Annotated in this window: 23 protein-coding genes; 8 read left to right on the top strand and 15 right to left on the bottom strand. The window is 65.3% G+C overall.

The window, feature by feature from the left end; genetic code table 11:
• Positions 1–14: 14 nt before the first annotated feature.
• The 11 genes from BJD12_RS02720 to ccmA form a co-directional block, all read right to left on the bottom strand.
• Positions 15–353: a DUF1294 domain-containing protein gene (locus BJD12_RS02720; RefSeq protein WP_229003519.1), complete on the bottom strand. Its 339-nt coding sequence runs from the start codon at positions 351–353 to the stop codon at positions 15–17.
• A 32-nt stretch (positions 354–385) separates the two neighbouring features.
• Entirely contained in the window at positions 386–1573 is a 1188-nt protein-coding gene (gene metX, locus BJD12_RS02715) for a homoserine O-acetyltransferase MetX (RefSeq protein ID WP_042828596.1), read from the bottom strand.
• Between the two features lie 1036 nt (positions 1574–2609).
• Positions 2610–3623 (bottom strand): tetratricopeptide repeat protein, encoded by a 1014-nt coding sequence (locus BJD12_RS02690; RefSeq protein ID WP_005992238.1) that lies wholly within the window; start codon positions 3621–3623, stop codon positions 2610–2612.
• Complete coding sequence (locus BJD12_RS02685; RefSeq protein WP_005992240.1) at positions 3623–4057, bottom strand: cytochrome c-type biogenesis protein; 435 nt, start codon at positions 4055–4057, stop codon at positions 3623–3625. Before BJD12_RS02685 ends, BJD12_RS02690 begins: the two co-directional genes overlap by 1 nt.
• Positions 4054–4656: a DsbE family thiol:disulfide interchange protein gene (locus tag BJD12_RS02680; RefSeq protein WP_042827978.1), complete on the bottom strand. Its 603-nt coding sequence runs from the start codon at positions 4654–4656 to the stop codon at positions 4054–4056. The genes BJD12_RS02685 and BJD12_RS02680 overlap by 4 nt, the downstream gene beginning before the upstream one ends.
• Positions 4649–6586, bottom strand: a complete 1938-nt coding sequence (locus BJD12_RS02675; RefSeq protein WP_005992243.1) for a heme lyase CcmF/NrfE family subunit — start codon at positions 6584–6586, stop codon at positions 4649–4651. The genes BJD12_RS02680 and BJD12_RS02675 overlap by 8 nt, the downstream gene beginning before the upstream one ends.
• Before the next feature lie 318 nt (positions 6587–6904).
• Positions 6905–7363 carry a cytochrome c maturation protein CcmE gene (gene ccmE, locus BJD12_RS02670; RefSeq protein ID WP_005992245.1) on the bottom strand — a complete coding sequence of 153 codons (459 nt, stop codon included), beginning with the start codon at positions 7361–7363 and terminating at the stop codon, positions 6905–6907.
• On the bottom strand, positions 7360–7530 hold the full coding sequence (locus BJD12_RS02665; protein WP_005992247.1) for a heme exporter protein CcmD: 171 nt from the start codon (positions 7528–7530) through the stop codon (positions 7360–7362). The genes ccmE and BJD12_RS02665 overlap by 4 nt, the downstream gene beginning before the upstream one ends.
• Positions 7527–8276 carry a heme ABC transporter permease CcmC gene (ccmC, locus tag BJD12_RS02660; RefSeq protein WP_005992250.1) on the bottom strand — a complete coding sequence of 250 codons (750 nt, stop codon included), beginning with the start codon at positions 8274–8276 and terminating at the stop codon, positions 7527–7529. Before ccmC ends, BJD12_RS02665 begins: the two co-directional genes overlap by 4 nt.
• Before the next feature lie 112 nt (positions 8277–8388).
• Positions 8389–9084, bottom strand: a complete 696-nt coding sequence (gene ccmB / locus BJD12_RS02655; protein ID WP_005992252.1) for a heme exporter protein CcmB — start codon at positions 9082–9084, stop codon at positions 8389–8391.
• A complete protein-coding gene (ccmA, locus tag BJD12_RS02650) occupies positions 9081–9725 on the bottom strand; it encodes a heme ABC exporter ATP-binding protein CcmA (RefSeq protein WP_005992254.1) in 645 nt (214 codons plus the stop codon). The genes ccmB and ccmA overlap by 4 nt, the downstream gene beginning before the upstream one ends.
• A gap of 245 nt (positions 9726–9970) precedes the next feature.
• Between ccmA and BJD12_RS02645 the strand changes: the two genes are divergently transcribed.
• The 3 genes from BJD12_RS02645 to BJD12_RS02635 all read left to right on the top strand — a co-directional run bounded on the left by BJD12_RS02645 (position 9971) and on the right by BJD12_RS02635 (position 12302).
• Positions 9971–11119 carry a pyridoxal phosphate-dependent aminotransferase gene (locus tag BJD12_RS02645; protein ID WP_005992256.1) on the top strand — a complete coding sequence of 383 codons (1149 nt, stop codon included), beginning with the start codon at positions 9971–9973 and terminating at the stop codon, positions 11117–11119.
• Positions 11120–11181: 62 nt separating this feature from the next.
• Positions 11182–11490: a hypothetical protein gene (locus BJD12_RS02640; protein ID WP_005992257.1), complete on the top strand. Its 309-nt coding sequence runs from the start codon at positions 11182–11184 to the stop codon at positions 11488–11490.
• A complete protein-coding gene (locus BJD12_RS02635; RefSeq protein WP_042827979.1) occupies positions 11487–12302 on the top strand; it encodes an amidohydrolase in 816 nt (271 codons plus the stop codon). Before BJD12_RS02640 ends, BJD12_RS02635 begins: the two co-directional genes overlap by 4 nt.
• 96 nt (positions 12303–12398) lie before the next feature.
• On the opposite strand, the gene BJD12_RS02630 is transcribed toward BJD12_RS02635, so the two are convergent.
• On the bottom strand, positions 12399–13169 hold the full coding sequence (locus tag BJD12_RS02630; protein ID WP_005992259.1) for a glutaminyl-peptide cyclotransferase: 771 nt from the start codon (positions 13167–13169) through the stop codon (positions 12399–12401).
• Positions 13170–13331: 162 nt separating this feature from the next.
• Between BJD12_RS02630 and BJD12_RS02625 the strand changes: the two genes are divergently transcribed.
• The gene (locus BJD12_RS02625; RefSeq protein ID WP_005992260.1) at positions 13332–13769 is read left to right on the top strand and encodes a hypothetical protein; all 438 of its coding nucleotides are present in this window, start codon (positions 13332–13334) and stop codon (positions 13767–13769) included.
• Positions 13770–14100: 331 nt separating this feature from the next.
• Here the strand turns inward: BJD12_RS02625 and BJD12_RS02620 are convergent, their stop codons facing one another.
• From BJD12_RS02620 to BJD12_RS02610, 3 genes are read right to left on the bottom strand one after another with little or no spacing between them, the layout of a single operon-like run.
• Positions 14101–15738, bottom strand: a complete 1638-nt coding sequence (locus BJD12_RS02620) for a pseudouridine synthase (RefSeq protein WP_005992261.1) — start codon at positions 15736–15738, stop codon at positions 14101–14103.
• Positions 15731–16936 (bottom strand): SMC-Scp complex subunit ScpB, encoded by a 1206-nt coding sequence (gene scpB, locus BJD12_RS02615; protein WP_005992262.1) that lies wholly within the window; start codon positions 16934–16936, stop codon positions 15731–15733. Before scpB ends, BJD12_RS02620 begins: the two co-directional genes overlap by 8 nt.
• Positions 16937–16949: 13 nt before the next feature.
• Positions 16950–17855 (bottom strand): segregation and condensation protein A, encoded by a 906-nt coding sequence (locus BJD12_RS02610; RefSeq protein WP_039420277.1) that lies wholly within the window; start codon positions 17853–17855, stop codon positions 16950–16952.
• A 366-nt stretch (positions 17856–18221) separates the two neighbouring features.
• Here BJD12_RS02610 and BJD12_RS02605 point away from each other — a divergent pair, with 366 nt between their 5' ends.
• The 4 genes from BJD12_RS02605 (at position 18222) to BJD12_RS02590 (ending at position 23338) form a co-directional block, all read left to right on the top strand.
• Positions 18222–18521: a YciI family protein gene (locus BJD12_RS02605; protein ID WP_005992264.1), complete on the top strand. Its 300-nt coding sequence runs from the start codon at positions 18222–18224 to the stop codon at positions 18519–18521.
• Complete coding sequence (locus BJD12_RS02600; protein ID WP_005992265.1) at positions 18518–18787, top strand: BolA family protein; 270 nt, start codon at positions 18518–18520, stop codon at positions 18785–18787. Before BJD12_RS02605 ends, BJD12_RS02600 begins: the two co-directional genes overlap by 4 nt.
• 446 nt (positions 18788–19233) lie before the next feature.
• Entirely contained in the window at positions 19234–20256 is a 1023-nt protein-coding gene (locus tag BJD12_RS02595; protein ID WP_005992266.1) for a LacI family DNA-binding transcriptional regulator, read from the top strand.
• Between the two features lie 103 nt (positions 20257–20359).
• Complete coding sequence (locus BJD12_RS02590; protein ID WP_005992267.1) at positions 20360–23338, top strand: TonB-dependent receptor; 2979 nt, start codon at positions 20360–20362, stop codon at positions 23336–23338.
• The last annotated feature ends 67 nt before the right edge of the window (positions 23339–23405 follow it).

The following is a 23405-nucleotide window of genomic DNA, read 5'->3' as shown; positions in this document are numbered from 1 at the left end:
TTGTAGGGCCCCCATTACATCGAGCGATACACCGCCCATGCAAGCACCGCGCTGTTCGCGATCGACGTGGCCCAGAACGCCACCTGGAAGGAGGTCTTGCTGTATTTGTGCCGGAACAGCGATTGCGCCAACAGCGCGCCCGGCCAGCCACCGAGCAGTGCCATGCCGTGCAAGGTGGCCTCCGGCGTGCGCCGCTGGCCACGTGTTGCCGCGCTCTTGTCGCGCCGGTAAGCGATTAGCGCCACACTGCTGGCAACCGCGTACCAGAGTGCCACCGAGACCGGCAGCAGGCCTGCTGCAACAATGCTGGCCATGCTCACCGCAAACAGTGCGGCCAGTGTCTTGCGCGGCACTCGGCTGCGCGCGCCTGGTCTAACTCTGGAAATCAGCAGGCGTCCAGAAAGTTGCGCACCGCCGGTCCAAAGCGCGCGAAGTCCACCAGAAACGCATCGTGGCCCTGCGGCGAATCCAGGCCGATAAAGCGCGCATCCGCACCGCCTGCACGTAGGCCTTCGGCAATCTGTTCCTGCTGCTGCACCGGGAACAGGATGTCGGTGTTGGCGCCGATCGCCAGCGCACGTTCGATGCGGATGTTGGCCAGGCCGGCCAGCACCTCAGCCTCGGTGGAGACGTCTGCAGCCGGCGTGCTGTCGACCTGGGTGCCGGCGGCATGCGCGGCAGCGATCGAAGACGTCTCCACATAATCGGCCAGATCGAACCAATCCATCGACCGGCTCAGATACAGATAGCAGTTGGGATCGAAGAAGCGCACGAAGCGACGCGCATGGCCTTCGAGATAGCTTTCCACCTGGAATTCCAGGCCGAACGGATCGTCGGCCGCCTGTTCGGAATCCAGTCGCACCCGACCGAAGCGGCCGTCCCATTCCAGCGCCGAGCGGTAGGTGATCACCCCGAGCTTGCGCGCCATGCGCATGCCCGATTCCGGGTAGTGCGCGTCGTCGTAGTGGCCGCCGTTCCAGTGCGGATCCAGGCGGATGGCTTCGCGCTGCAGCGAGCGGATCGCGATCGAAAACGGCAGCGCCTGCGCACTTCCGGAGATGTTGATGTGGCTGCGCGCAATACCAGGATGCCGCAGCAACAGTGCCAGCGCGGTCATGCCTCCCATCGAGTTGCCGATCAGGCAGGCGAGCTGGCCGATGCCCAGCGCACGCACCACATCGGCTGCCGCGTCGGCGACATCTTCGATCGACAGATCCGGAAAGGTCAGGCGATACAGCTGCCCGGTTGCCGGGTCGATGGATGCAGGCCCGGTGGAGCCCTTGCAGCTGCCCAGCGAATTGAGGCACACCACGAACCAGCGCGCGGTATCGATCGGCTTGCCTGGCCCCAGCATCGCGTCCCACCAGCCCGGCTCGGGATTGGCCTGATTTGCGGCCGCATGCGCGTTGGGCGACAAGCCGGTGACGATCAGCACCGCGTTGCTGCGATCGGCAGCCAGCGTTCCCCAGGTTTCGTAAGCCACACGGGCCTGATGCAGCTCACCACCGCGCTTCATCGGAAACGGCGAAGGCAGGGAATGGAACAGCGTGCCAGGAGGGATGAATTCAGTCATGTCGCAATTCTATCTGCCATGGCATGCGCCGGTGCAGGACTGGAATCGGGAATCGGGAATGGGTTCGAGCCCTGGCGCGATGTGATGTCACTCTTCAGAGCGCTGGGTCTGCGGCTTGGCTGCAGGGTCCTTGCCCGCCCACCCTCGCGGGACACGCTGCAAGTACGTCCCTGTAAGCTCTTACGCGGCATCCATGCCGCGTAAGGTCCCGCGACGGTGAGCGGGCAAGGACCAGCCGAGTTGGTCGGTGCGCGAGGTTTCAGCACAGCAGCCAGCAGCCAGCAAACTGCGAGACGCGGTGGTTTCTTTCTTCAACAAAACCACCAGCAAACGGTCTGGGGCGGTGTCCTTACCGCTTGCGGGACCGTGTGGCGGCATGGATGCCGCCACCGAGCCTCCATGGACGGATTCACGGCGTGTCCCGCGAGCGGTGAGGGCACCGCGCACTCGAGGCTTCGCGTTTGCTGCAGGGCCCTTGCCCGCCCACCATCCCGGGACACGCTGCAAGTACGTCCCTGTAAGCTCTTACGCGGCATCCATGCCGCGTAAGGTCCCGCGACGGTGGGCGCGCAAGGACCAGTCGAGTTGGTCGGTGCGCGAGGTTTCAGCACAGCAACCAGCAGCCAGCAAATTGCGAGACGCGGTGGTTTCGTTCTTCGACAAAACCACCAGCAAACGGTCTGGCGCGGTGTCCCACCGCTTGCGGGACCGTGTGGCGGCATGGATGCCGCCACCGAGCCTCCAGGGACGGATTCACGGCGTGTCCCGCGAGCGGTGAGGGCACCGCGCCCTCGAGGCTTCGCGTTTGCTGCAGGGGCCCTTGCCCGCCCACCATCCCGGGACACGCTGCAAGTACGTCCCTGCAAGCTCTTACGCGGCATCCATGCCGCGTAAGGTCCCGCGACGGTGAGCGGGCAAGGACCAGTCGAGTTGATCGGTGCCCAGGGTTTCGGCACAGCAACCAGCAACCACGACCTCACGGCGCGGTGGTTTCGTTCTTCGGCAAACACAGGCGTGCAACGAAGGTAGCGAGCAATCAGCGGCCGATGACCAATTCCACTGGCACGCCTGCCGACACTTCAACCGTTACCGGCACGCTCTCGACATCGTCCGCCTGGCGCATCGCATTGCCGCTGCGCGACAGCCGTGCCAGCACCTGCACGGTGTCCAGCAATGAAAGCGCACGCGTCGGCATCGGGCTGTCGCCATCGTCCAGGGTGATGTTCAGCGGCAACTCGCGCAGCGCATGTTTTTCCACCGCGACCGGCATCGGCGTGTCGGCGGCGCGTGCGATCACAAATACGCTGGTATCGCCTGATAACCCGGCGCGCTTGGCGAATTCGGTATCCAGCGTCACATGCACCTGGATGCGTTTGCCGCTGACTGCGTCGGTGGCGGTTGCAGCCGGTGCCTGGATCGGCGCCAGCTTGGCTTCCTGTCGCGCAGCATTGATCTGTTCGAGCAGGCCGGGCCGGGTGGGAGCATCGACCACGCCCAGCAGCGGTTCCCAGGTTTCGCTGGCCTTGGCCGGTTGACCTGCCTGACGCTGCACCACGCCGAGAAACCAGCGGGCCCGTTGATGGTCCGGTTGCACCGCCAGCGCGTGTTCGAGCAGGCGCATGGCCTGCGGGTCCGGGCGGCCGCTGTCGTCGGCGAGCATGCGCGACTGCGCGGCCGCCACCAGTACGTCCGGCTCGTCCGGGCGCAGTGCCACCGCGCGCGCGAAAGCATTGCTGGCCTCGGCGAATTTCTGCTGGCTGGACAACGAGCGCCCCAGCAATACCCAGCCTTCGGCCTGATCGGGATTCCGCGCCAGGGCGCTGCGCAGCTGCACGATGGCCTCGTCCAGGGTGCGCGGCGTGGCCGGGTGGTCGGCCGCCTGTTCGATCGCCGACGGCGTGCCGACCAGCCAGTACAACGCCGCGCTTGCGGCCAGCAACAGCAGCGCAACACTGGCCGCCAAGCCGCGCGTCTGGCGCCACAGCGGGCGCAGCGCCACGGCGAAGGCGAGCAGCGCGACAACCGTCACCGCAAGGACGAAGCCGACCATCACCACTCCTGCTCATCAGCGGGCACGGCGGGCGCCGCCGCGCTGCGTCGACGTACCACAACCATCACCGCCACGCCGCCCAACAGCAATACCAGCAACGGGCCGAACCACAGCAGCCAGGTGCGCGATTCCACCTGCGGGCGATACAGCACGAACTCGCCATAGCGGGCAACCAAGAACTGCCGGATCTGCGCATCGCTGCGGCCTTGGTGCATCAAGGCCAAGACCTCGCGGCGTAGGTCCTGCGCAATCTGCGCATTGGAATCGGCCAGCGATTGGTTCTGACACTGCACGCAGCGCAGCTCGGCGGTCAGCGCATGAAAGCGCACTTCTTCGGCCGCCGAGCGGTATTGCAGCGGCGATGGGTCCCCTATCGGCTGGGCCAGGGCCAGCCAGGGCAGCAACAGCAGCGTGAGCAGCCAGGCGCGCATCATTGCTTGGCGTGCAGGTCCGGTGCGGCGGTGGGCGAGCGCTCGATCTTGCTGAGCATCGGAATCAGCTGGGTGTCGATGATCGATTGGGTGAGCATGCCGCTGTATTTCCAGCGCACCACGCCGCGCCCGTCGACCAGAAAGGTTTCCGGTGCGGCAGCGATGCCGAAGTCGATGGCGGTGCGCCCGTCCTTGTCTGCCACCACCAGCAGATAGGGGTTGCCCAACTGCTCGAGCCAGCGCAGGGCATCGGCGCGTTCGTCCTTCCAGTTGTAGCCGATCACGCGCACGCGCTTGGTCAGCGCAAAGCGGCTCAGTATCGGGTGCTCTTCGCGGCAGGCCGGGCACCAGCTGCCCCACACATTGATGATGTACGGCGCGCCGCGCAGCTCGCGGGCATGCACCACGATGCTGGGGTCGTGCAGCAGCGGCAGCGCGAACTCCGGTGCCGGTTTGCCGATCAGCGCAGAGGGCAGGGCATCGCGATCTTCGTGGCCGGAGCGCACCACCGCGTAGACCAGCAGCGCTGCAAGTGCGAGCAGCAGCACGATGGCACCCACGAGGACGGCAGTGGGCAGGCGGGGCGAACGTGACTCAACCATCTTGGATCTCCGGAGAACGACGAAAACGCCGGTCGGCCGCCGTGACCAGGCCACCGAGCGCCATCAGCAGCGCCCCCAGCCAGATCCAGCGGACGAACGGTTTGAGGTGGACGCGCACCGCCCAGGCCTGATTGCCCAGCGGTTCGCCGAGCGCGACATACAAGTCGCCGAACGGGCCGGGGCGGATCGCCGCCTCGGTCAAGGTCTGTCCGCCGCTGGCATAGCGGCGTTTTTCTGCATGCAGCAGGCCCACCGGCGCGTCGTCCTTGAATACCTGCAGGTTGGCGCGGTCGGAGACGTAATTGGGCCCGCGCAATTCTTCCACGGTGTCGAAGTGCAGCGCGTAGCGACCGATCTGCACCTGCTGGCCCGGCGCCAACGCGACTTCGCGTTGCAGGCTCAGCGACTCTACCAACAAGGCGCCGGCCAGAAACACCGCAACGCCCAGGTGCGCCAGCACCATGCCCAGCATTTCGGCGGTGAATTTGCGTCCCTTGGCCGCGCGGCGGGTCCACAGGAAACGCGCCGTACCAAGCATCACCCACGCCGCACCGGCCACGCCGAAGGCGGCTTTCAGCTGGCCCTGCGGCGCCATGAACCAGGCCAGCACGCCTGTAGCAAGCGCCAGGCCTGCCCATGGCGCCAGCAGCGCCAGCGGCCGCGAGGTCTGTTCGCGCTGCCAGCGGGTGAGCGGGCCGAACGGCAGCAGCGCCACCAGCGGCGCCATCAACACCACGAACAAGGTGCCGAAGTAGGGCGGGCCGACCGACAGCTTGCCCAGGCCCAGCGCATCGGCCAGCAACGGATACAGCGTGCCCAGCAGCACCATTGCGCAGGCGCAGGTGAGCAGCAGGTTGTTCAACAGCAGCAAGGTTTCGCGCGAGCTGCCGGCGAAGGCGCGGCGCGGGTCGTTGCCGGCGGACATGCCCGGCGCGCGGAGGGCGTACAGCAACAACGCGCCGCCGACCACCGCCAGCAGGAACACCAGGATGAACAGCCCACGCGCAGGGTCGGCGGCAAACGAATGCACGCTGGTCAGCACGCCCGAGCGCACCAGAAAGGTCCCCAGCAGCGACAACGCGAATGCGGCAATGGCCAGCAGCAAGGTCCAGCTGGCAAAGCTGCCGCGTTTTTCGGTGACCGCTTGCGAATGCAGCAACGCGGTGCCGACCAGCCACGGCATGAAACTGGCGTTTTCCACCGGGTCCCAGAACCACCAGCCGCCCCAGCCCAGTTCGTAATACGCCCACCAGCTGCCCAGCGCGATCCCCACGGTGAGCATCGACCACGCCACATTCGTCCACGGCCGCGTCCAGCGCAGCCAGCGCGCATCCATGCGGCCTTCCAGCAACGCAGCGATGGCGAAGGCGAAGGGCACCGCAAAGCCGACGTAGCCGCAATACAGCATCGGCGGATGGATGATCAGCCCCGGGTCTTGCAGCAGCGGGTTGAGGTCGGCGCCTTCCAGCGGCACCGGCAGCAGCCGCGCGAACGGATTGGAGGTGAACAACAAGAACGCCAGGAAGCCGATGCTGATGAGCGCCATCACTCCCAATACGCGTGCGATGACTTGCGCCGGCAACTGGCGCGACCACAGGGCCACCGCACCGGTCCACAGCGCCAGCACCAGCGTCCACAGCAGCAGCGATCCTTCGTGTGCGCCCCAGACCGCCGAATAGCGGTAGATCACCGGCAACAGGCTGTTGGAATTTTCGGCGACATAGCGCACCGAAAAATCCTGCACCAAGAACGCATGCGTCAGCAGGGCGAAGGCCGACGCGATCAGGCCCAACTGCACCAACGCTGCCGGACGCGCCACCGCCATCCAGCTGCTGCGACCGCGCTGTGCGCCAGCCAGCGGCAATGCCGCCTGCACCAACGCGACCAGCAAGGCCAGAACCAGCAGAAAGGTACCGAGCTCAGGAAGCATGGGGAACTCGGGATCGAGAGCGGAGAATCGCAGCGCGTCGTCGTCTGGAACCAATCAAGAACCGGGGCAGGCCGGACACAGCGGCATGACCGGAACTCATACTTCCTGTCGCGGTGCAACGGCCATTATTGGAGCCCGCCGGTCCTGTCGTCGTGTCAGGTTTCTTGGTCTTCGCTCCCGCGCCGCAGCGTGCTGTCGCACGCAACTGGACCGAGCGGGACCGGCAAGCCAGCAACGCAGCACGACCCGCGCCGATGTTACCGCTCTCGATTGCCTGCGCCTGCCGGTGATCCGCTCCGCCACCACGGCTTCCGCCCGTCACTGCATCACCTTGCCCGGGGCCACCTGATGCTTGCGATGCGCGCTGCCCATCTTGTCGGCCACTTCCTTCGGCATGTAGGTCTCATCGTGCTTGGCCAGCACGTCTTCGGCCACGAACACGCCTTGCTGCATGCGACCGGTGGCGACCACGGCCTGACCTTCGCGGAACAGATCCGGCAGGATGCGGTCATAGCGCACCGGCAATTGCGCATCGCCGTCGGTGACGCGGAACTGCGCTTCCAGCGAACCGGAGGCGCGTTTGAACGAGCCTTTTTCGACCATGCCGCCAAGCCGGAACCGGGCATGGTCGCCGGCATCGCCGCGCAGCACTTCCGACGGCGTGTAGAGGTAGGCCACGTTGCGCTGCAGGGCCATCGCCACCAGCGTGGTCGCCAGCCCGGCGGCCAGCACCAGTGCCAGCACCAGCCACAGCCGGCGGCGACGTTGCGGGTTCATCGGGTCAGCTCCGCATCGCTGGGCACGCTGCGCTTGCGCTCGCGCAGGCGGCGCGCTTGCGCGGTCTTCAAGGCGCGACGCACCTGCCAGCGGCCGGCAATCAGGTCCCACAGCAGCACCAGCACAAACACCGCGTAGGCGGCGATCACGTAAGGCAGATAGCTCATGCGGTGCCCTCCGCATCGCGCACGATCCATGCCTTGCCGGCTTCGCGGCGCAGGTTATCGGCACGCGCGCGGGTGAGCAGCGACCCGGCGAACCAGAACTTGGTGCCGATCACCATCAACCACAGCGGCAGCAGCATGCTGGCATCGATGGTGGATGGGCCAAGCAGCCGAATGCTCTGGCCCTGATGCAGCGAGTTCCACCACACCACCGAGTAGCGAATCACCGGCAGCAGCGCCACGCCCACGATCGCCAGCAACGCCGCCGCACGTGCGGCCTGGCGACGGTCGTCGATGGCGTGATAGAGGCCGATCACGCCCAGATACAGGAACAGCAGAATCAGCTCGGTGGTCAGTCGCGGGTCCCAGTCCCACCAGGCGCCCCACATTGGCTTGCCCCAGATGCTGCCGGTGAGCAGCGTGATCACGGTGAATGCCGCGCCGATCGGCGCGCAGGCCATCGCCAGGATCTCGCACACCTTGATGCGCCAGATCAGCGCGATCGCCGCATATACCGCCATCAACCCGAAGACGAACAAACTCATCCACGCGCTCGGCACATGGATGTAGAGAATGCGGAAGCTGTCGCCCTGCTGGTAATCGGCCGGCACCGCAAACAGCGCCTGCCAGATGCCGGCACCCAGCAGCAAAACGGCCAGCGCATAGCACCACGGCGCCCAGCGCGCGGTAAATCGGTCGAAGATCGGAGGTGAAGCGACTTGATGGAACCAGCGGACGACGACGTTCATGCGATGGCGATGGCTCTTGGCATGGCGATGGCTTTTTGCATGGAGACAGCTCTCGGTACGACACCGCCGCACGACCTACGGTGTCCCATCAATGGCGCATCTGCAACATCGATCAGCTGAGCGAAATCCGGATCGCCGCCGCTGCCGCCAACGGTGCCAGCACAATGCCGATCACCAATCCGGCGCCCAACAACAACAACGCACCCACCGCATCCTGTCCTTGCCCGCTGGCCGCCACGCTGCCGGCGCCGAACACCAGCACCGGCACGTACAGCGGCAACGCCAGCAACGCCACGAGAATACCAGAGCGTTTCATCGTCACCGTCAGTGCTGCAACCACGGCGCCGAGCAGACTCAATAACGGGGTGCCGAGCGCCAACGATGCCAGCAGCACCGGCAATTGGTCATGCGGCAGGTGCAGCAATTCGCCCAGCAACGGGGTTACTGCGATCAGCGGCAAGGCGCTGGTTGCCCAATGCAGCAGCACGCGCACGGTGATCAGCCACGCCAGCGGCACCGGTGCCAACAGCCATTGCTCCATCGAGCCGTCTTCCACATCGCTGCGGAACAGCGCGTCCAGCGACAGCAGGCCGGCCAGCAATACCGATAGCCACAGCACCGCCGGCGCTGCCTGCGCCAGCAGGTCCGGGCGGCCGCCCAGGCCCAGCGCAAACAGCACCACGATCAGCAGTGCGAACAGTGCCGGCTGCAGCGCGTCGCTACGACGGCGCCATAGCAATTGCAGATCGCGACGCAGCAGCGCGCGCGCGGCCTGCAGCAACGACGGTTGTGGCGAAGGGGTGCTCATGCTGCGGCCTCCAGGGTGAGCATGCGGGTGCGCACCGGCGGCGCCGCGTAGGCGCCGTGGGTGGTGACCAGTGCCGCGCCGCCGCCGCGCAGATGTGCGGAAATCATCCGGTTGACCAGGGTGATGCCGTCCAGATCCAGGTTGGCGTAGGGCTCGTCCAGCAGCCATAACGGCGCAGGCGACAACCACAACCGCGCCAATGCCAGCCGCTTGCGTTGGCCCGCAGAGAGTTGCCGCACCAGCGCATCCTCGTAACCGGCCAGGCCCACGATGGCCAGTGCGCTGCCCGGCATCTGCTTGGCACGCCGGCCATGCAGGCCACATAGAAAGTGCAGGTTCTCCAGCGTACTGAGGTCGGCCTTCAGGCCGGGCAGGTGGCCCAGGTAGGCCATGAAGCGGCTGCGGTCGCCGCGCCGGGCGGTCTTGCCGTCGATCTGGATCTCGCCGCGCTCCACATGCAGCAGGCCGGCCAGCACCCGCAGCAAGGTGGTCTTGCCGGCGCCGTTGTCCCCCTGCACCAGCAGGGCCTCGCCGGCATCGACATGGAAATCCAGCGGGCCGAAGACCGGCTCTTCATTGCGGCTGAAGGCCAGCGCGCGCGCCGCCAGCAGCGGGGGCGCAGTGTGCAGCGGTTCGATCATCGGCGCAGCGGGCTCCCGTCGCAGGACGGCATGGGGTGGGCGAGCGGGGGTCGGGCCATTGCCAATAGGCAACCGGCGCGACACGCTGTGAAGCAGGGCGCGCATTGTAACGACGATGGCCGCTGCCGGGGGCGCATGCGCGCGGCGCGATGTGTCCGGGAACGCTGTTTTGCATCGCGCCCGGCGCACCGGTCGGGCCGCTTTGCGTACACTCGCGGTCCCCGATTGCTGACCGGACTGGCGCGATGCCCCTCACGACCAAGCTGCCCAAGGTGGGCACCACCATCTTCACCGTCATGTCGCAGCTGGCAGCCGAGCACGGCGCGGTCAACCTGGGCCAGGGCTTCCCCGATTTCTCTGTGCCGCAGCGCCTGGTCGATGAACTGGAGGCGGCCATGCGTGCCGGCCACAATCAGTACCCGCCGATGACCGGCGTGGCCGCGCTGCGTCAGGCCATCGCGGGCAAGGCGCAGCGTTGCTACGCCGCGCAGGTCGATGCCGACACCGAAATCACCGTCACCAGCGGCGCCACCGAGGCCATCTTCAACGCCATCCACGCGGTGGTGCGCGCGGGCGAAGAGGTGATCGTGCTGGACCCGGCTTACGACTGTTACGAGCCGGCGATCGATCTGGCCGGCGCGCGCGCGGTGCACGTGGCGCTGCATCCGCAGACCTTTGCGGTCGACTGGCAGGCCCTGCGCGCGGCGATCACGCCGAAGACGCGCCTGCTGATGATCAACTCGCCGCATAACCCGTCCGGCGCGATGCTCTCGGCCGATGACATGCAGGCGCTGACCGAGCTGTTGCGTGGCACCGACATCTTTTTGCTGTCCGACGAGGTCTACGAGCACATCGTGTTCGACGGCCGCCGCCACGAATCGGTGCTGCGCTGGCCGGAACTGCGCGCGCGCGCGTTTGTGATTTCGAGCTTTGGCAAGACCTACCACTGCACCGGCTGGAAGATCGGCTATGCCATCGCACCGCCGGCGCTCACCGCCGAATTCCGCAAGGTACACCAGTACAACACTTTCACCAGCTTCGGCCCGGCCCAGCACGCCTTCGCCGCGATGATTCGCGACGAGCCCGAACACGACGAGCAGCTTGGCGCGTTCTATCAAGCCAAGCGCGACCGCTTCCGCGAACAGCTGCTGACCACTCGCCTGAAGCCGCTACCGGTGCCGGGGGGCTATTTCCAGCTGGTGGATTACTCGGCGATCAGCGACCTGCCCGACACAGAATTCGTGAAGTGGCTGACGATCGAGAAGGGCGTGGCCGCGATCCCGCTATCGCCATTCTACGAACATGCGCCGTCTGGTCAGCGCCTGGCACGACTGTGCTTCGCCAAGAACGATGCAACGTTGGATGCGGCGATCACACGATTGCAACAGCTCTAGGGCGATCGGACCGGCAGTGAGGGACAGCAAGTCGTAGCCATCGCGAGTGAAGGAAGACGGTAATGTCGATTACGGAAATCTATTTCGGCATTACCTTCGGCTTGGCTTTTGTCTGCGGCGTTGTCGACAGCGCACTTTTTTATTGCCATGTCATGACTGGACTGGTCGACCGGGGGCAGCGCGTGGGTATGGATTTCAGCGTGGTGCCGTTCCGAAGAGATCGCTACGTGGCACGCTATCTGTCCTTGCTCACTTCAGAGGAACGGCGTACCACTGCCAATCGCTTGGTTCGCCACTTGCCCTGGGTGACACCCACACTGGGTTTGTTGTGCCTGGTCGGCACGCTTTGCATCGGAGCACGTTGGAGATGACGCACGTAACGCAAGATTTGAGGGTTTCGCTGATCCAAGGCGACACCCGCTGGCATGATCCGGCCGGCAATCGCGAGTATTACGGTACGCTGCTGGAGCGGCTGGCCGGGCAGACCGATCTGGTGATCCTGCCGGAGACCTTCACCAGCGGGTTCTCCAACGAGGCCATCGACAAGACCGAAGGCATGGACGGGCCGACCGTGGACTGGGTGTGCGCGCAGGCCGCGCGGCTGGGGGCGGCGGTGACCGGTAGCGTGCAATTGCGCACCGAGCACGGCGTGTTCAATCGTCTGTTGTGGGCCACACCGGACGGGGCGTTGCAGTATTACGACAAGCGCCATCTGTTCCGCTTCGGCAACGAGCATCTGCGCTACGCCGCCGGTCGCGAACGCCTCTGCGTGGAATGGAAGGGCTGGCGGATCAATCCGCAGGTCTGCTACGACCTGAGGTTTCCGGTGTTCTGCCGCAACCGCTTCGATGTCGAGCGGCCGGGTCAGCTGGATTTCGATCTGCAGTTGTTCGTCGCCAACTGGCCGTCCGCACGTGCGTACGCATGGAAGACGCTTTTGTGTGCCCGCGCGATAGAAAACCTATGCTTCGTGGCCGCGGTCAACCGTATCGGCATCGACGGCAACCAACTGCACTACGCCGGAGACAGCGCGGTGATCGATTTTCTTGGCCAACCGCAAGTGGAAATCCGCGAACGCGAGCAGGTGGTCACGACCACCATCAGCGCCGCGGCATTGGCCGAGCACCGTGCCCGTTTCCCCGCAATGCTGGATGCCGATGTCTTTGAAATCAGGGAGTCGTGATTCGAGATTTGGGATTCGCAGGAGCGGGCGGGCATCTGAGCGGTAGTGGCCCGCGCCTGCGTCAAATCCCAGTCCCGGATCACGAATCCCGGCCGGTTACTCGTCCAACTTGATCTCATAGATCTTCGGCCAACGCTTGCCGGTGACGAATATACGGTCCTGTTTGGCATCGTAGGCGATGCCGTTGAGGACATCGTTGGTGGGGTCGGTCAGCGTGTCGGCATCGGGAACCAGCGCCTTCAAATCGATCCAGCCGATCACCTTGCCGCTGGCCGGATCGATCCGCGCGATGCGGGTGGTGAGCCAGACATTGGCCCACAGTTCGCCCTTGACCCATTCCAGCTCGTTGAGATTGTCCAACGGCTTGCCGCGTGCGGTGACCTGGATGGTGCCGGTCTGCTGCAGCGTTTGCGGGTCCAGCCGGCGGACGCGGGCGGTGCCATCGCTCATGTACAGATTGCGCGCATCGCTGGTCAACGCCCAGCCTTCGCCGGCGTACGCGAAGTGCGAACGCGGTGTCAGCGTAGCGAGGTCGTAGACGAAGCCCTGCTGGTTGCGCCAGGTCAACTGGATCAGCCGATCGCCCCAGGCCACGATGCCTTCGCCATAGTAGGGCGCAGGCGTATCGGCCTGCTGCAGCACGCGGCCGGTTTCCAGCTCGACCTTGCGCACGCTGGAGTTACCCAGCTGGCCGGTGCTTTCGTACAGGTATCCGTCGAGATAGAACAGGCCCTCGGTAAAGGCGGCGGTGTCGTGCGGATAACTGTTGACGACGGTATAGCCCCGGGTCGGAATCGCCTCGCCGCAATGCGCGAGCGACGGCAGCAACAGGGCGGCGAACAGCAGGCTGTGGGCGATGCGTGACATGTACGGATGATCCCACGCCGGGGCTGTTTGTGCAGCGCGCTGCCATGGGCGCGCCCAGCTAATCCTTCGCTGAACGCGCGTTGGAGAGCTGCAATCACCTTGTCGCGGCTGCTACATCGGCGCTGCTAGTCTCGCGCCACGTCTACCACCGGCAACGCACACATGATCAAGTCACTGTCTCTTTTTGCCCTGCTTGGCGCGGCAGCGCTGGCTCCGCAGGCGCAGGCCGCCGGCAATATCGATTGCCAGTTGAAGTTCAACCTTTCCGGCTGGTCGGTGTTCTACAAGACCGCCAGCGGCACCGGCACCATTACCTGCGATAACGGTGCGGTCATTCCGGTCAAGATTTCCAGCAAGGGCGGCGGCCTGACCGTGGGCAAGTCCAAGATCACCGGTGGCCGCGGTTCGTTCTCCGGCGCCTACAGTCTGAATGACCTGTTCGGTACCTACGCCGCTGCCGAAGCGCATGCCGGCGTGGTCAAGTCCAGTACCGCACAAGTGGTCACCAAGGGTGATATCTCATTGGCCCTGGCGGGGACGGGCGAGGGTATCGATCTGGGCGTCAACGTCGGTAACTTTGTGATCGAGCGCCGTAAGTAAGCAACCGGGAGAGTGCTGCGCTCGTTGTCAGGTGGGTGCAGCAACTGCGCAGGGCCGGCGTTGACTTGGGATTCGTCCTGCCATCGTGGCCGTTCAACCGTTGCCCGATGTGCTGTCGACCAGGTCACGCAGTCGCGTAGCAATTGCTGGTGCGTCGTGCCTAGCTCCTGATGGCCTGGATCCATTGCGCCTTGGAAGTTTGATCGCCGCTGGGTAGCGCGAGTTCGTCGCTTCCACTGCAGCCGCAATCGAGTGCGATGTTCGGCGTGATCTGTTGTACAAACAAAAACGGCCCCTTGCAGGGCCGTTTTTCTATTGCGCTTGCCGCATCTTAGCGACCGCGATTACCGCCGCCGGGCGGGCGACGATTGCCGCCGCCCGGTGGGCGTCCACCCGGGCCACCGGCACCACGCGGTGCACCGCCCGGACCACCGGGACCGCGATTGCCGCCCGGCCCACGGTTGCCGCCGGGGCCGCCTGCGCGTGCGCCAGTCGGGCGACCTGTCGGACGTGCTGCACCATACGGACTGAAACCCGGATTGGCGTGATCGGATGGAAAGCTCGGTGCATTGCCCGGATGCCCGTACGGGTGCTTGCGCTGCCCCTGGCCCTGCGACTGGCCCTGTCCACCACCGGCACCGCCACGCCCTGGACCACCTGCACCGGGACGTGCATTGCCTGGGCCGCCAGCGCCTGGGCGTGCACCACCCGGACCCTTCTTGGCGTAAGGACGCGCCTGGCCGGTGCCGGGACCGCTGGGGCCGGCGTTGCGGTGACCGCTCGGGCCGGTGCTCACGCCATCGGGCACATACCAGCTACGGAACGCGGCCGGGTTACCGTCCGGCAACGAACGATCGCCCTTGGCCGGGCCACGCTGCTTGAACGGGCGCTGCTGCGATTGCTTGGCAGCAGCTTCGCCGCTGACCGTCAGGCCACCCTTGAAACCGCCGGGCTTGCCGCGACCGCCGCGGCCGCGATCTTCACGCAGATTGTCGAAGCGACGCAGCTCGCGGCCTTCATCGGCGCCGGAGGTCTGGCCGTTGACGTAGGCATTGCTGCGGCCATCGCGCGAAACGTGCACGGTGGATTTGGCGGCGCGGCGCTGGCCGATCACCGGCTGCAAGGTCAATGCAGACGGCGCGCCTTCTTCCAGCTTGAGTTCGGCGCGCAGAGCGTCGACCTTGTCCTGCGCCACTTCGATCGACTGCCCACGCAGCAGTTCGCGCGGCAGCGAGATCTTGCCGTAGCGGCTGCGCTTGAGGCGACTGACCTGGCAGCCCTGCGATTCCCACAAGCGGCGCACTTCGCGGTTGCGGCCTTCCTTGACCACCACACGGAACCAGTCGTGCGAATCGGTGCCGCCGATGCGTTCGATCTCGTCGAACTTGGCGCCACCGTCTTCCAGCAGCACGCCGCGCGACAGCCGCTCGATGATCGCGTCGGAGACCTTTTCCTCGCCTTCCGGGGCGCGCACGCGCACCACGTACTCGCGCTCGACCTCATAGGAGGGGTGCATCATCGCGTTGGCCAGCTCACCGTCGGTGGTCAGCAGCAGCAGGCCGGTGGTGTTGATGTCCAGCCGGCCGATCGCGATCCAGCGCGAGCCCTTCAATGCCGGCAGCGACTCGAACACGGTCGGGCGGCCTTCGGGATCTTCGCGCGTGGTCACTTCGCCTTCGGGCTTGTTGTAGATCAGCACACGCGAAGGTTCGGTCAGCGCGCTGGCCACGAAGCTGCGGCCGTCCAGCTCGATCTTGTCGCCGCTACGCACCGACATGCCGGTCTGCGCGACGGCGCCATTGACCTTGATCAGGCCATCGGCAATACGCTGTTCGAGCGCGCGGCGCGAACCCAGGCCGGCTTGGGCCAGCACCTTGTGCAGGCGCTCTTCCAGCTTGGGCGCTTCGGGCGCGCTGTCGCGCTTGAGGGAAAGCTTGTTCAACGACAGCTTGCGGGGAGTGTCACTCATGTGTCTGGCTCCGGCCGACGCGTTGCGGGTCGGCCTCTGGGTCGGAATCGGCTTCGTCAACAGCCACGGTCGTCGTCGCGACGGCGTTGTCTTCGTCTTCGTTCACTGCATCCGCGCGCGTGCCCGGCGCGGTGTCGGGGTCGCCCTCGCGGGCGCTGTCTGGGTCTTGCGTTTGGTGCGTGTGCTGCGCCGAGGAAACCTCGGAGTGCCGCGGTGTGTCGTCGCTCGGCGTGTCGGCGGTGTCGTCTGCCATGCCAGCGTGGGGTGTTGCCGTATCGGCGTCGGTGTCGGCATCGTCGATTGATGCGTGGTCGTCGTCGTTGCTGTCGATGCCAACATCGCCACCGCTATCGGTGTCGGAGGCGATGTCTTGATCTGCTGCGTTCGCACGCTGCGCATCCGCTGCAACGTCTGCATCGTCCTGGCTGTCGTCTGGCGCATCAGTGCTTCCGTCAGCGCCGGCGTCCGCAGTTGCGGCGCGCGCAGCGTCAGGCGTGGCAGTCGTCTCCGATCCATCGGCATCGGCGGCGACACCGGCAGCGGTGCTGCCGTCAGCTGCATCGGACGCGTCCGCACCGTCCTGGCCTTGTGCCGTATCCATCGCCGCCGATGCCGGCACTGCGCCATCCAGCTGACCATCGCGGTCCAGCGGCAGCTGCGGTTCCAGCTCGGCAATGTCCTTCAACTCAGACAATGGCGGCAGCTCGTCCAATCGCTTGAGCCCGAAATAATCCAGAAAGCCCTTGGTGGTGCCGAACAGGGCCGGCTTGCCGGGCACGTCGCGGTGACCCACCACGCGGATCCATTCGCGTTCTTCCAGGGCCTGGATGATGTTGCTGCTGACCGCCACGCCGCGCACCTGTTCGATCTCGCCGCGGGTGATCGGCTGGCGGTAGGCGATCAGCGCGAGGGTCTCCAGCGTGGCGCGGGTGTACTTGGTGCGACGCTCGGTCCATAGCCGGGCAACCCAGCCATGCACATCGGCCTTGACCTGGAAGCGGAAGCCGGAGGCCACCTCGACCAGCTCCACGCCGCGCTCGGCGCAGCCTTCGCGCAACAGTTCCAGCGCGCGCTCGACGCTGCCGGGCGGGGCCGGCTCTTCTTCCGGAAACAGCCCCTGCAGCTGCGCTAGCGTCAGCGGCTGGCTGCTGGCCAGCAGGGCGGCTTCGATGATGCGGGTGATCAGCGCTTGATCCATTCGGTGATCGGCTTCAGATAGGTTCGTTGGCAGCATCGCTGTCATCGAATTCGCTGGAGAATTGCAGCGGCGCATTGGTGTTGCCCAACGCCAGCGACTTCACGTAGATCGGCGCCAGCGGCGCTTCCTGCACGATGTCCAGCAACTGCTCCTTGGCCAATTCGAGCAGCGCCAAAAAGGTGACCAGCACGCCGAGCTTGCCTTCTTCGGCCGTGAACAGCGATTCGAAGCGGTAGAACTTTCCGTCGTCCAGGCGGCTCAGCACATCGCCCATGCGCTGGCGCACACTCAACGCCTCGCGCTTGATCGCATGACCGGTGAACAGCTCAGCGCGCTTGAGCACGTCGTACAGCGCCATCAGCATTTCTTTCAATTCCACCGGCGGCGGCAGCTTGACCGCTGCGCGCTCGGGCAGATGCGCCTGCACCGGAGCGCTGTCGCGGCCCATGCGGGGCAGTGTGTCCAAGTCTTCGGCGGCCTGCTTGAAACGCTCGTATTCCTGCAAGCGGCGCACCAGCTCTGCGCGCGGGTCTTCTTCTTCGCCTTCCTGACTGGGTGGCCGCGGCAACAGCATGCGCGATTTGATCTCGGCCAGAATCGCAGCCATCACCAGATATTCGGCTGCCAGTTCGAAGCGCAGCTCCTGCATCACATTGATGTAGTCCACGTACTGCCGGGTGATCTCGGCGACGGGGATATCCAGGATGTCCAGGTTCTGACGGCGGATCAGGTACAGCAATAAGTCCAGCGGGCCTTCGAACGCATCCAGAATCACTTCCAGCGCATCCGGCGGGATATACAGATCCTGCGGGATCTGCAGCACTGGTTGCCCATGCACCACCGCCAGCGGCATTTCCTGCTGCTGTGGGTGAGCGCTTGCGGCTGGCGGAGTCGCGACGTGCGCGAGTTCGGAATTCATCAGGTCGACATCGGGTCTTACGGTCGCCGGCCACGGTCTGAGCCGCGCCTGCAGGGCTTTGCCTTGAGTTATTGCGATCAATGTCGTGCCTGCTTCGGCACGATCCCACAAATCCACAAACGCCGGTCCGCGTACCATCGGGCGCCGCGTGGCAGGCGGCGACGGAACAGCGAGGAGGTCGTCTACGCGAGCCGGCGGTGGGCAGCGAATCGGTCGTCGAGTGAGGTGTGATGCCTGGGCCGACGGGCCGCTGCGTCCGGTTGCGTGTGCAGTGGCGCCAAGGGTAATGCGTGCGCGGGGGCGGTGTCCAGCGCCGACGCGGCTAGAATCCCTGCGTTGATCTTCAAGTCCTGAGTGAGGTGGCATGTGTGGTACGTAATCGAAGGGTATGACGGGGCCGATGCACTGGACGCGCGGCAGCAGGCGCGACCGGCACATCTGGCACGCCTGCAGGCGCTGGCTGCGGCTGGGCGGTTGCTGGTGGCAGGCCCGTGCCCGGCTATCGACGCCGAGGATCCGGGTCCGGCCGGTTTCAGCGGAAGCGTGGTGATTGCCGAGTTCGACGCACTGGAAGAGGCACGTGCCTGGGCCGATGCCGATCCCTATGTGGCCGCTGGCGTCTACGTGCGCACCGACGTCCGGCCGTTCCGCCGGGTGCTGCCATGAGCCGGGTCGAGCGGATTCGCGACGCGCTGCAATCGGCGTTGGCGCCTACTGAGCTGGACGTGGTGGACGACAGTCACCGGCATGCCGGCCACGCCGGTGCCCGTGATGGCCGCGGCCATTTCAATGTGCGCGTGGTCAGCGCCGTCTTCGCCGGCAAGCCGCCGCTAGCGCGCCACCGGGCGGTCTATGCCGCGGTTGGGGAGATGATGCAGACCGACATCCATGCCTTGTCGATCGAGGCAATCGCACCGGGCGAGGCGGGGTAGACCGAAGCCCGGACGACCGAGCCGCGGTTGCAGGAGCGCATTCGGGGGCGACGGGCAGTGCCGTCAACCCCCGTCGCACCGAGAACGCTGCAGCCGCTCTGGCGTTGCTCGGTCCCAGAAAGTCAGTCTCTGATATCGGCGAAGACCATCACATACGTTTTAACGTCGCGATCCGAGCGGCGCCACGTGCCTGTAGACCGGGAGTCGCGTTTCCACTGGTCAACGCACCAGTCGACGTGGCCCCGGCCGTGACCGGCGTTCCGCTTCATTTGTGGCGCGCGGGCGCCATTTGTTGCGACGCAGCACGTTCATTCACGTATTCATCACCTGCAGATGCTTGATCTGTAAGCGTTTTCACAGGCGTGAAGATGGGGGTTTACGCCCGCTTATGAAAACGCTTACAGTCCGCGCCAGTTTTGCGAAGTGGGTCGCGGAGGGCGACACGAATGGCCAAGGGTGCGGTCACCATCAAAGATGTGGCGCGGGAGGCACAGGTCTCTGTGGCCACCGTGTCGCGTGCGCTCAACGGACATGACAACGTCGCCGGGCCAGTGCGCCAGCAGGTCATGGACGTGGCCGAGCGGCTGCGATACAGCCCGCATGCGGCTGCCCGCAGCCTGAGCAGCCGGCGTTCCCAGACCCTGGGTGTGGTGCTGCCGGACCTGTATGGCGAGTTCTTTTCCGAATTGATCCGCGGCATCGACGGTGCCGCGCGTGCCGCCGGTCAGCACCTGCTGGTGTCCAGTTATCACGGCGACCCGGAGGCGCAGGGTAGGGCGCTGCGGTCCATGCGCGGGCGCGTAGACGGCTTGCTGGTGCTCTCTCCCTACGCCGAGCAGCCGGGATTTCTTACCGACAATCTGCCGCAGTCGCTGCCGACGGTGCTGATCAATGCGCATCTGCCCGGCGCCGGTTATCCAGTGCTGAGCATCGATGACCATGCCGGTGCCATGGCCATGACCGAGCACCTGTTGCGTGCCGGCCACCGGCGCATCGCTTTTATCGGAGGGCCGGCGCTCAATTTCGATGCGCGCGAACGCCTGCGCGGTTTCCGCGACGCGATTGCCGGTTTCGGCGACCAGGCGCAGGGGATCGAATACGCCGGCGACTTCGACGAAGCCTCCGGTCACCGTGCCGGACTGGCAATGCTGGCCGCCGGGACCTTGCCCGATGCGGTATTTGCCGCCAACGACATGACCGCGCTCGGCTGCCTGTACGCATTTGCGCAGGCCGAGGTGTCGGTGCCTGGCAATGTGGCATTGGCCGGGTTCGACGACATCCCGCTGGCACGCTTCGTCCATCCGGCGCTGACCACCATGCGGGTCAGCATCGCGCGCCTGGGCGAGCAGGCGATGTCCCGATTGATGCGGCTGGTGGAACTGCCCGGCCATGACGACGGTATCCGCCAATTGCTCACGCCCGAGCTGGTGATACGTGCTTCCTGCGGTGCCGGCGAGCCCGGCCCCTGACTTTCGCGGACGTTCTGTCCGCTCCCGCTGCTCCCCCGCAGCGGTCGTTCCTGCTAGTTCGCAATGCCACAACAACAATCTGTACCGATCCCTGGAGGGACCAATGCGCCACCACCACCCCCATTCCGCCCGTCCGGCGCGCAAGCTCCTCAGCTGCGCCCTGGCCAGCTGCCTGCTGCTAGGCGCCGCACCTGCATTTGCGCAGAGCACTGCCGCAACCATCCGCGGCCAGGTTAGCGTCGACTCGGCGCCCGCGGCGCAGGCCCAGGTGACTGCGACCAATCTCGCGACCGGCCTGACCCGCACCGTGCAAGTCAACAACGGCAGTTACTCGGTCGGCGGCCTGCCGCCGGGTTCGTACCGCATCGACGTCACCGCCAACGGCGAGACCAGCTCGCAGAACGTCACCGTGCAGGTCGGCCAGACCGCGACCCTGAACCTGGGCGTCGGCGGCGAGCCGGCCACGACCGAAGGTGGTAACGCCACCACGCTGGACGCCGTGCAGGTCAAGGCGCCGCCGGTGCTGGTGGAGACGCGCACCTCCGAGAACGCCACGTACATTTCCAATGTGCAGATCCAGAACCTGCCGCGTGCCACGCGCAACTTCCTGGAGCTGGCCGACACCGTGCCGAACGTGCAGTTCACCCGCGACGCCAACGGCACCACCAAGGTGCGCTCGGGCGCGACCTCGGCCGAAGGCACCAACGTCTATATCGATGGCGTGAGCCAGAAGAACTACGTGCTGACCGGCGGCGTCGCTGGCCAGGATTCCAGCCGTGGCAATCCGTTCCCGCAGTCGGCGATCGGCGAATACAAGGTCATCACCTCCAACTACAAGGCCGAGTTCGACCAGGTCAGCGGCGCGGCCATCGTGGCTTCGTCCAAGTCCGGCACCAACGATTTCCACGGCAGCTTCTTCTGGGATACCAGCAATGATGGCTGGCGCGAAGAAAGCCCGCTGGAGAAGAAGGCCGGCGTGCGCGATGACTTCGAGGAAACCCAGTACGGCGCCACCTTCAGCGGCCCGATCCTCAAGGACAAGGCGCACTTCTTCATCGCCTATGAAGCCAAGGAATACACCACCCCCAACGTGGTGATCCCCGGCTCGATCTATTCCGACCGCGTGGACCAGTTGCCGGCACAGCTGCAGCCGCTGGTGGCCACCTACAGCACCCCGTTCAAGGAAGACCTGTACTTCGGCAAGATCGACTGGACCATCGGCGACAACAACCTGTTCGAACTGACCGGCAAGTACCGCAAGGAAGACGAGCTCAACGACGTCGGCCAGACCTCGACCTATGAGCACGGCAGCGTCAACGGCCAGGAAGAAAAGCGCGCCAACCTGCGCTGGCAGTACAGCGGTGCCAACTTCCTCAACGAAGCCAACCTGAGCTACGAGAGTGCGTTCTGGAACCAGGCGCCGCTCAACAACGGCAGCGGATACGTGCTGAGCTACACGCCGGTGCGCGGTAACGAGACCGACGTGCTGGCCGCCGGTGCCGGCAGCAGCTTCCAGCGCAAGGGCCAGAAAGGCTGGACGTTCCAGGACGATCTGACCTTGAACAGCCTGGAATGGCACGGCGCGCACACCGTCAAGATGGGCGTGAAGTTCAAGAGCATCGATCTGGACTCGACCCAGTTCAACCCGGCCAATCCGCAGTACTACTACAACATCCTTACCGATGTCGAAACGCCGTACCGCGTGCGCTTTGGCGCGCCATTGACCGAAGGTGGCGGCTCGGTGGTATCCAAGAACAAGCAGTACGGTATCTATCTGCAGGACGACTGGGAGGTCAACGAGCACTGGACCCTCAACCTGGGCGTGCGCTATGACTACGAAGAAACCCCGGCATTCCTGGACTTCGTCACGCCGTCCGATGTGGCCGGTGCGTTGCAGAACTGGCCCAACCTGCAAAACGCCAACTACAACATCAACAACTTCATCAGCACCGGCAACAACCGCAAGGCGTTCAAGAATGCCTGGCAGCCGCGCCTGGGTGCCTCGTACGACCTGTTCGGCGACCAGGCCCACGTGATCTACGGTGGCGCCGGCCGTGCCTACGACCGCAACATCTTCGATTACCTGGCCCTGGAGCAGCTCAACAACTCCTTCAAGTCCTATAGCTACTACTTCACCAGCGCCAACAACCCGGCCTGCCTGGGCGACCCGTGCACGGCATGGAATCCGTCCTTCGCCAGCCAGGAAGGGCTCGATGCGCTGGCGGCGACCAGCGCCGGCGGCGGCGGGCGTGAAATCTATCTGATCGACAACAACATCAAGACCCCGTACTCCGATCAATTCAGCATCGGCATGCGCAACATGGTGCCGCTGTGGGGCCAGGACTGGTTCACCGACGTGACCCTGAGCCGCATCGAGAGCCATGACGGCTTTGCGTTCGTGCGCGGCAACCGCCTGCCGAACGGCGCGTTCTTCCAGCCCGGCACCACCTCGGGCGTACCCACCGACGGACCGGACGGCTATAGCGCCATCGTGCTCGGCACCAATGGGGTGGAGACCCGCAACAACCAACTCGCGTTGCAGGTCGAAAAGCCCTTCGATGAAGAATCCGGTTGGGGCCTGACGGTGGCCTACACCTATTCCGATGCCAAGGAAAACCGCCAGTTCGGCGAGCATTACGCATTGGATCGCGAGCGCATCGAAGATTACGGCTGGCGCGAGGCCGGCGGCATCCCGAAGAACCGCCTGGTGGTCACCGGCATCTACGAGCTGCCCTACGAGGTCAAGCTGTCCGGCAAGTTGTCGCTGGCAAGCCAGACCGCGCGCTATGGTCAAAATTGCCTTGCCGGCAACGACCAGTGCGACATCATCCAGTTCAAGCCGGATGGCACGTTGGGCTACAAGGAGTTCAGCATTGCCGCCAACAAAGAATGGGATACCGGTGCAGGTGTCAAATTCAATGTGCGTGCGGATATCCTCAACGTGTTCAATTGGGTGAACTACGCCAACTTTAACGGCGATACCGGGACACTAGACGACTTGAACACGGCTTACGGCACACCGACCGGTGTGCTGGCGTCGCCGATGCGTACCTTCCGTCTGGCCTTTGGCCTGAACTGGTGAGGTACTCGACCGCCCTGGCATGACGTCAGGGCGGTCGAACTCGGCGCTTGGATAGGGTAGGTTGGCG

It is taken from the genome of Xanthomonas vesicatoria ATCC 35937, assembly GCF_001908725.1.
Classification (GTDB): domain Bacteria; phylum Pseudomonadota; class Gammaproteobacteria; order Xanthomonadales; family Xanthomonadaceae; genus Xanthomonas; species Xanthomonas vesicatoria.
This window is presented reverse-complemented; position numbering and strand designations above follow the sequence as displayed.

Coding starts and splice junctions, on each gene's coding strand:
- BJD12_RS02630 (WP_005992259.1), bottom strand. CDS start 13,169: ATGTCACGCATCGCCCACAGCCTGCTGTTCGCCGCCCTGTTGCTGCCG.
- BJD12_RS02600 (WP_005992265.1), top strand. CDS start 18,518: ATGAGCCGGGTCGAGCGGATTCGCGACGCGCTGCAATCGGCGTTGGCG.
- BJD12_RS02675 (WP_005992243.1), bottom strand. CDS start 6,586: ATGCTTCCTGAGCTCGGTACCTTTCTGCTGGTTCTGGCCTTGCTGGTC.
- BJD12_RS02620 (WP_005992261.1), bottom strand. CDS start 15,738: ATGAGTGACACTCCCCGCAAGCTGTCGTTGAACAAGCTTTCCCTCAAG.
- metX (WP_042828596.1), bottom strand. CDS start 1,573: ATGACTGAATTCATCCCTCCTGGCACGCTGTTCCATTCCCTGCCTTCG.
- BJD12_RS02640 (WP_005992257.1), top strand. CDS start 11,182: ATGTCGATTACGGAAATCTATTTCGGCATTACCTTCGGCTTGGCTTTT.
- BJD12_RS02635 (WP_042827979.1), top strand. CDS start 11,487: ATGACGCACGTAACGCAAGATTTGAGGGTTTCGCTGATCCAAGGCGAC.
- BJD12_RS02665 (WP_005992247.1), bottom strand. CDS start 7,530: ATGAGCTATCTGCCTTACGTGATCGCCGCCTACGCGGTGTTTGTGCTG.
- scpB (WP_005992262.1), bottom strand. CDS start 16,936: ATGGATCAAGCGCTGATCACCCGCATCATCGAAGCCGCCCTGCTGGCC.
- BJD12_RS02595 (WP_005992266.1), top strand. CDS start 19,234: ATGGCCAAGGGTGCGGTCACCATCAAAGATGTGGCGCGGGAGGCACAG.
- BJD12_RS02680 (WP_042827978.1), bottom strand. CDS start 4,656: ATGGTTGAGTCACGTTCGCCCCGCCTGCCCACTGCCGTCCTCGTGGGT.
- ccmC (WP_005992250.1), bottom strand. CDS start 8,276: ATGAACGTCGTCGTCCGCTGGTTCCATCAAGTCGCTTCACCTCCGATC.
- BJD12_RS02590 (WP_005992267.1), top strand. CDS start 20,360: ATGCGCCACCACCACCCCCATTCCGCCCGTCCGGCGCGCAAGCTCCTC.
- ccmE (WP_005992245.1), bottom strand. CDS start 7,363: ATGAACCCGCAACGTCGCCGCCGGCTGTGGCTGGTGCTGGCACTGGTG.
- ccmB (WP_005992252.1), bottom strand. CDS start 9,084: ATGAGCACCCCTTCGCCACAACCGTCGTTGCTGCAGGCCGCGCGCGCG.
- BJD12_RS02610 (WP_039420277.1), bottom strand. CDS start 17,855: ATGAATTCCGAACTCGCGCACGTCGCGACTCCGCCAGCCGCAAGCGCT.
- BJD12_RS02690 (WP_005992238.1), bottom strand. CDS start 3,623: ATGGTCGGCTTCGTCCTTGCGGTGACGGTTGTCGCGCTGCTCGCCTTC.
- BJD12_RS02625 (WP_005992260.1), top strand. CDS start 13,332: ATGATCAAGTCACTGTCTCTTTTTGCCCTGCTTGGCGCGGCAGCGCTG.
- BJD12_RS02685 (WP_005992240.1), bottom strand. CDS start 4,057: ATGATGCGCGCCTGGCTGCTCACGCTGCTGTTGCTGCCCTGGCTGGCC.
- BJD12_RS02645 (WP_005992256.1), top strand. CDS start 9,971: ATGCCCCTCACGACCAAGCTGCCCAAGGTGGGCACCACCATCTTCACC.
- ccmA (WP_005992254.1), bottom strand. CDS start 9,725: ATGATCGAACCGCTGCACACTGCGCCCCCGCTGCTGGCGGCGCGCGCG.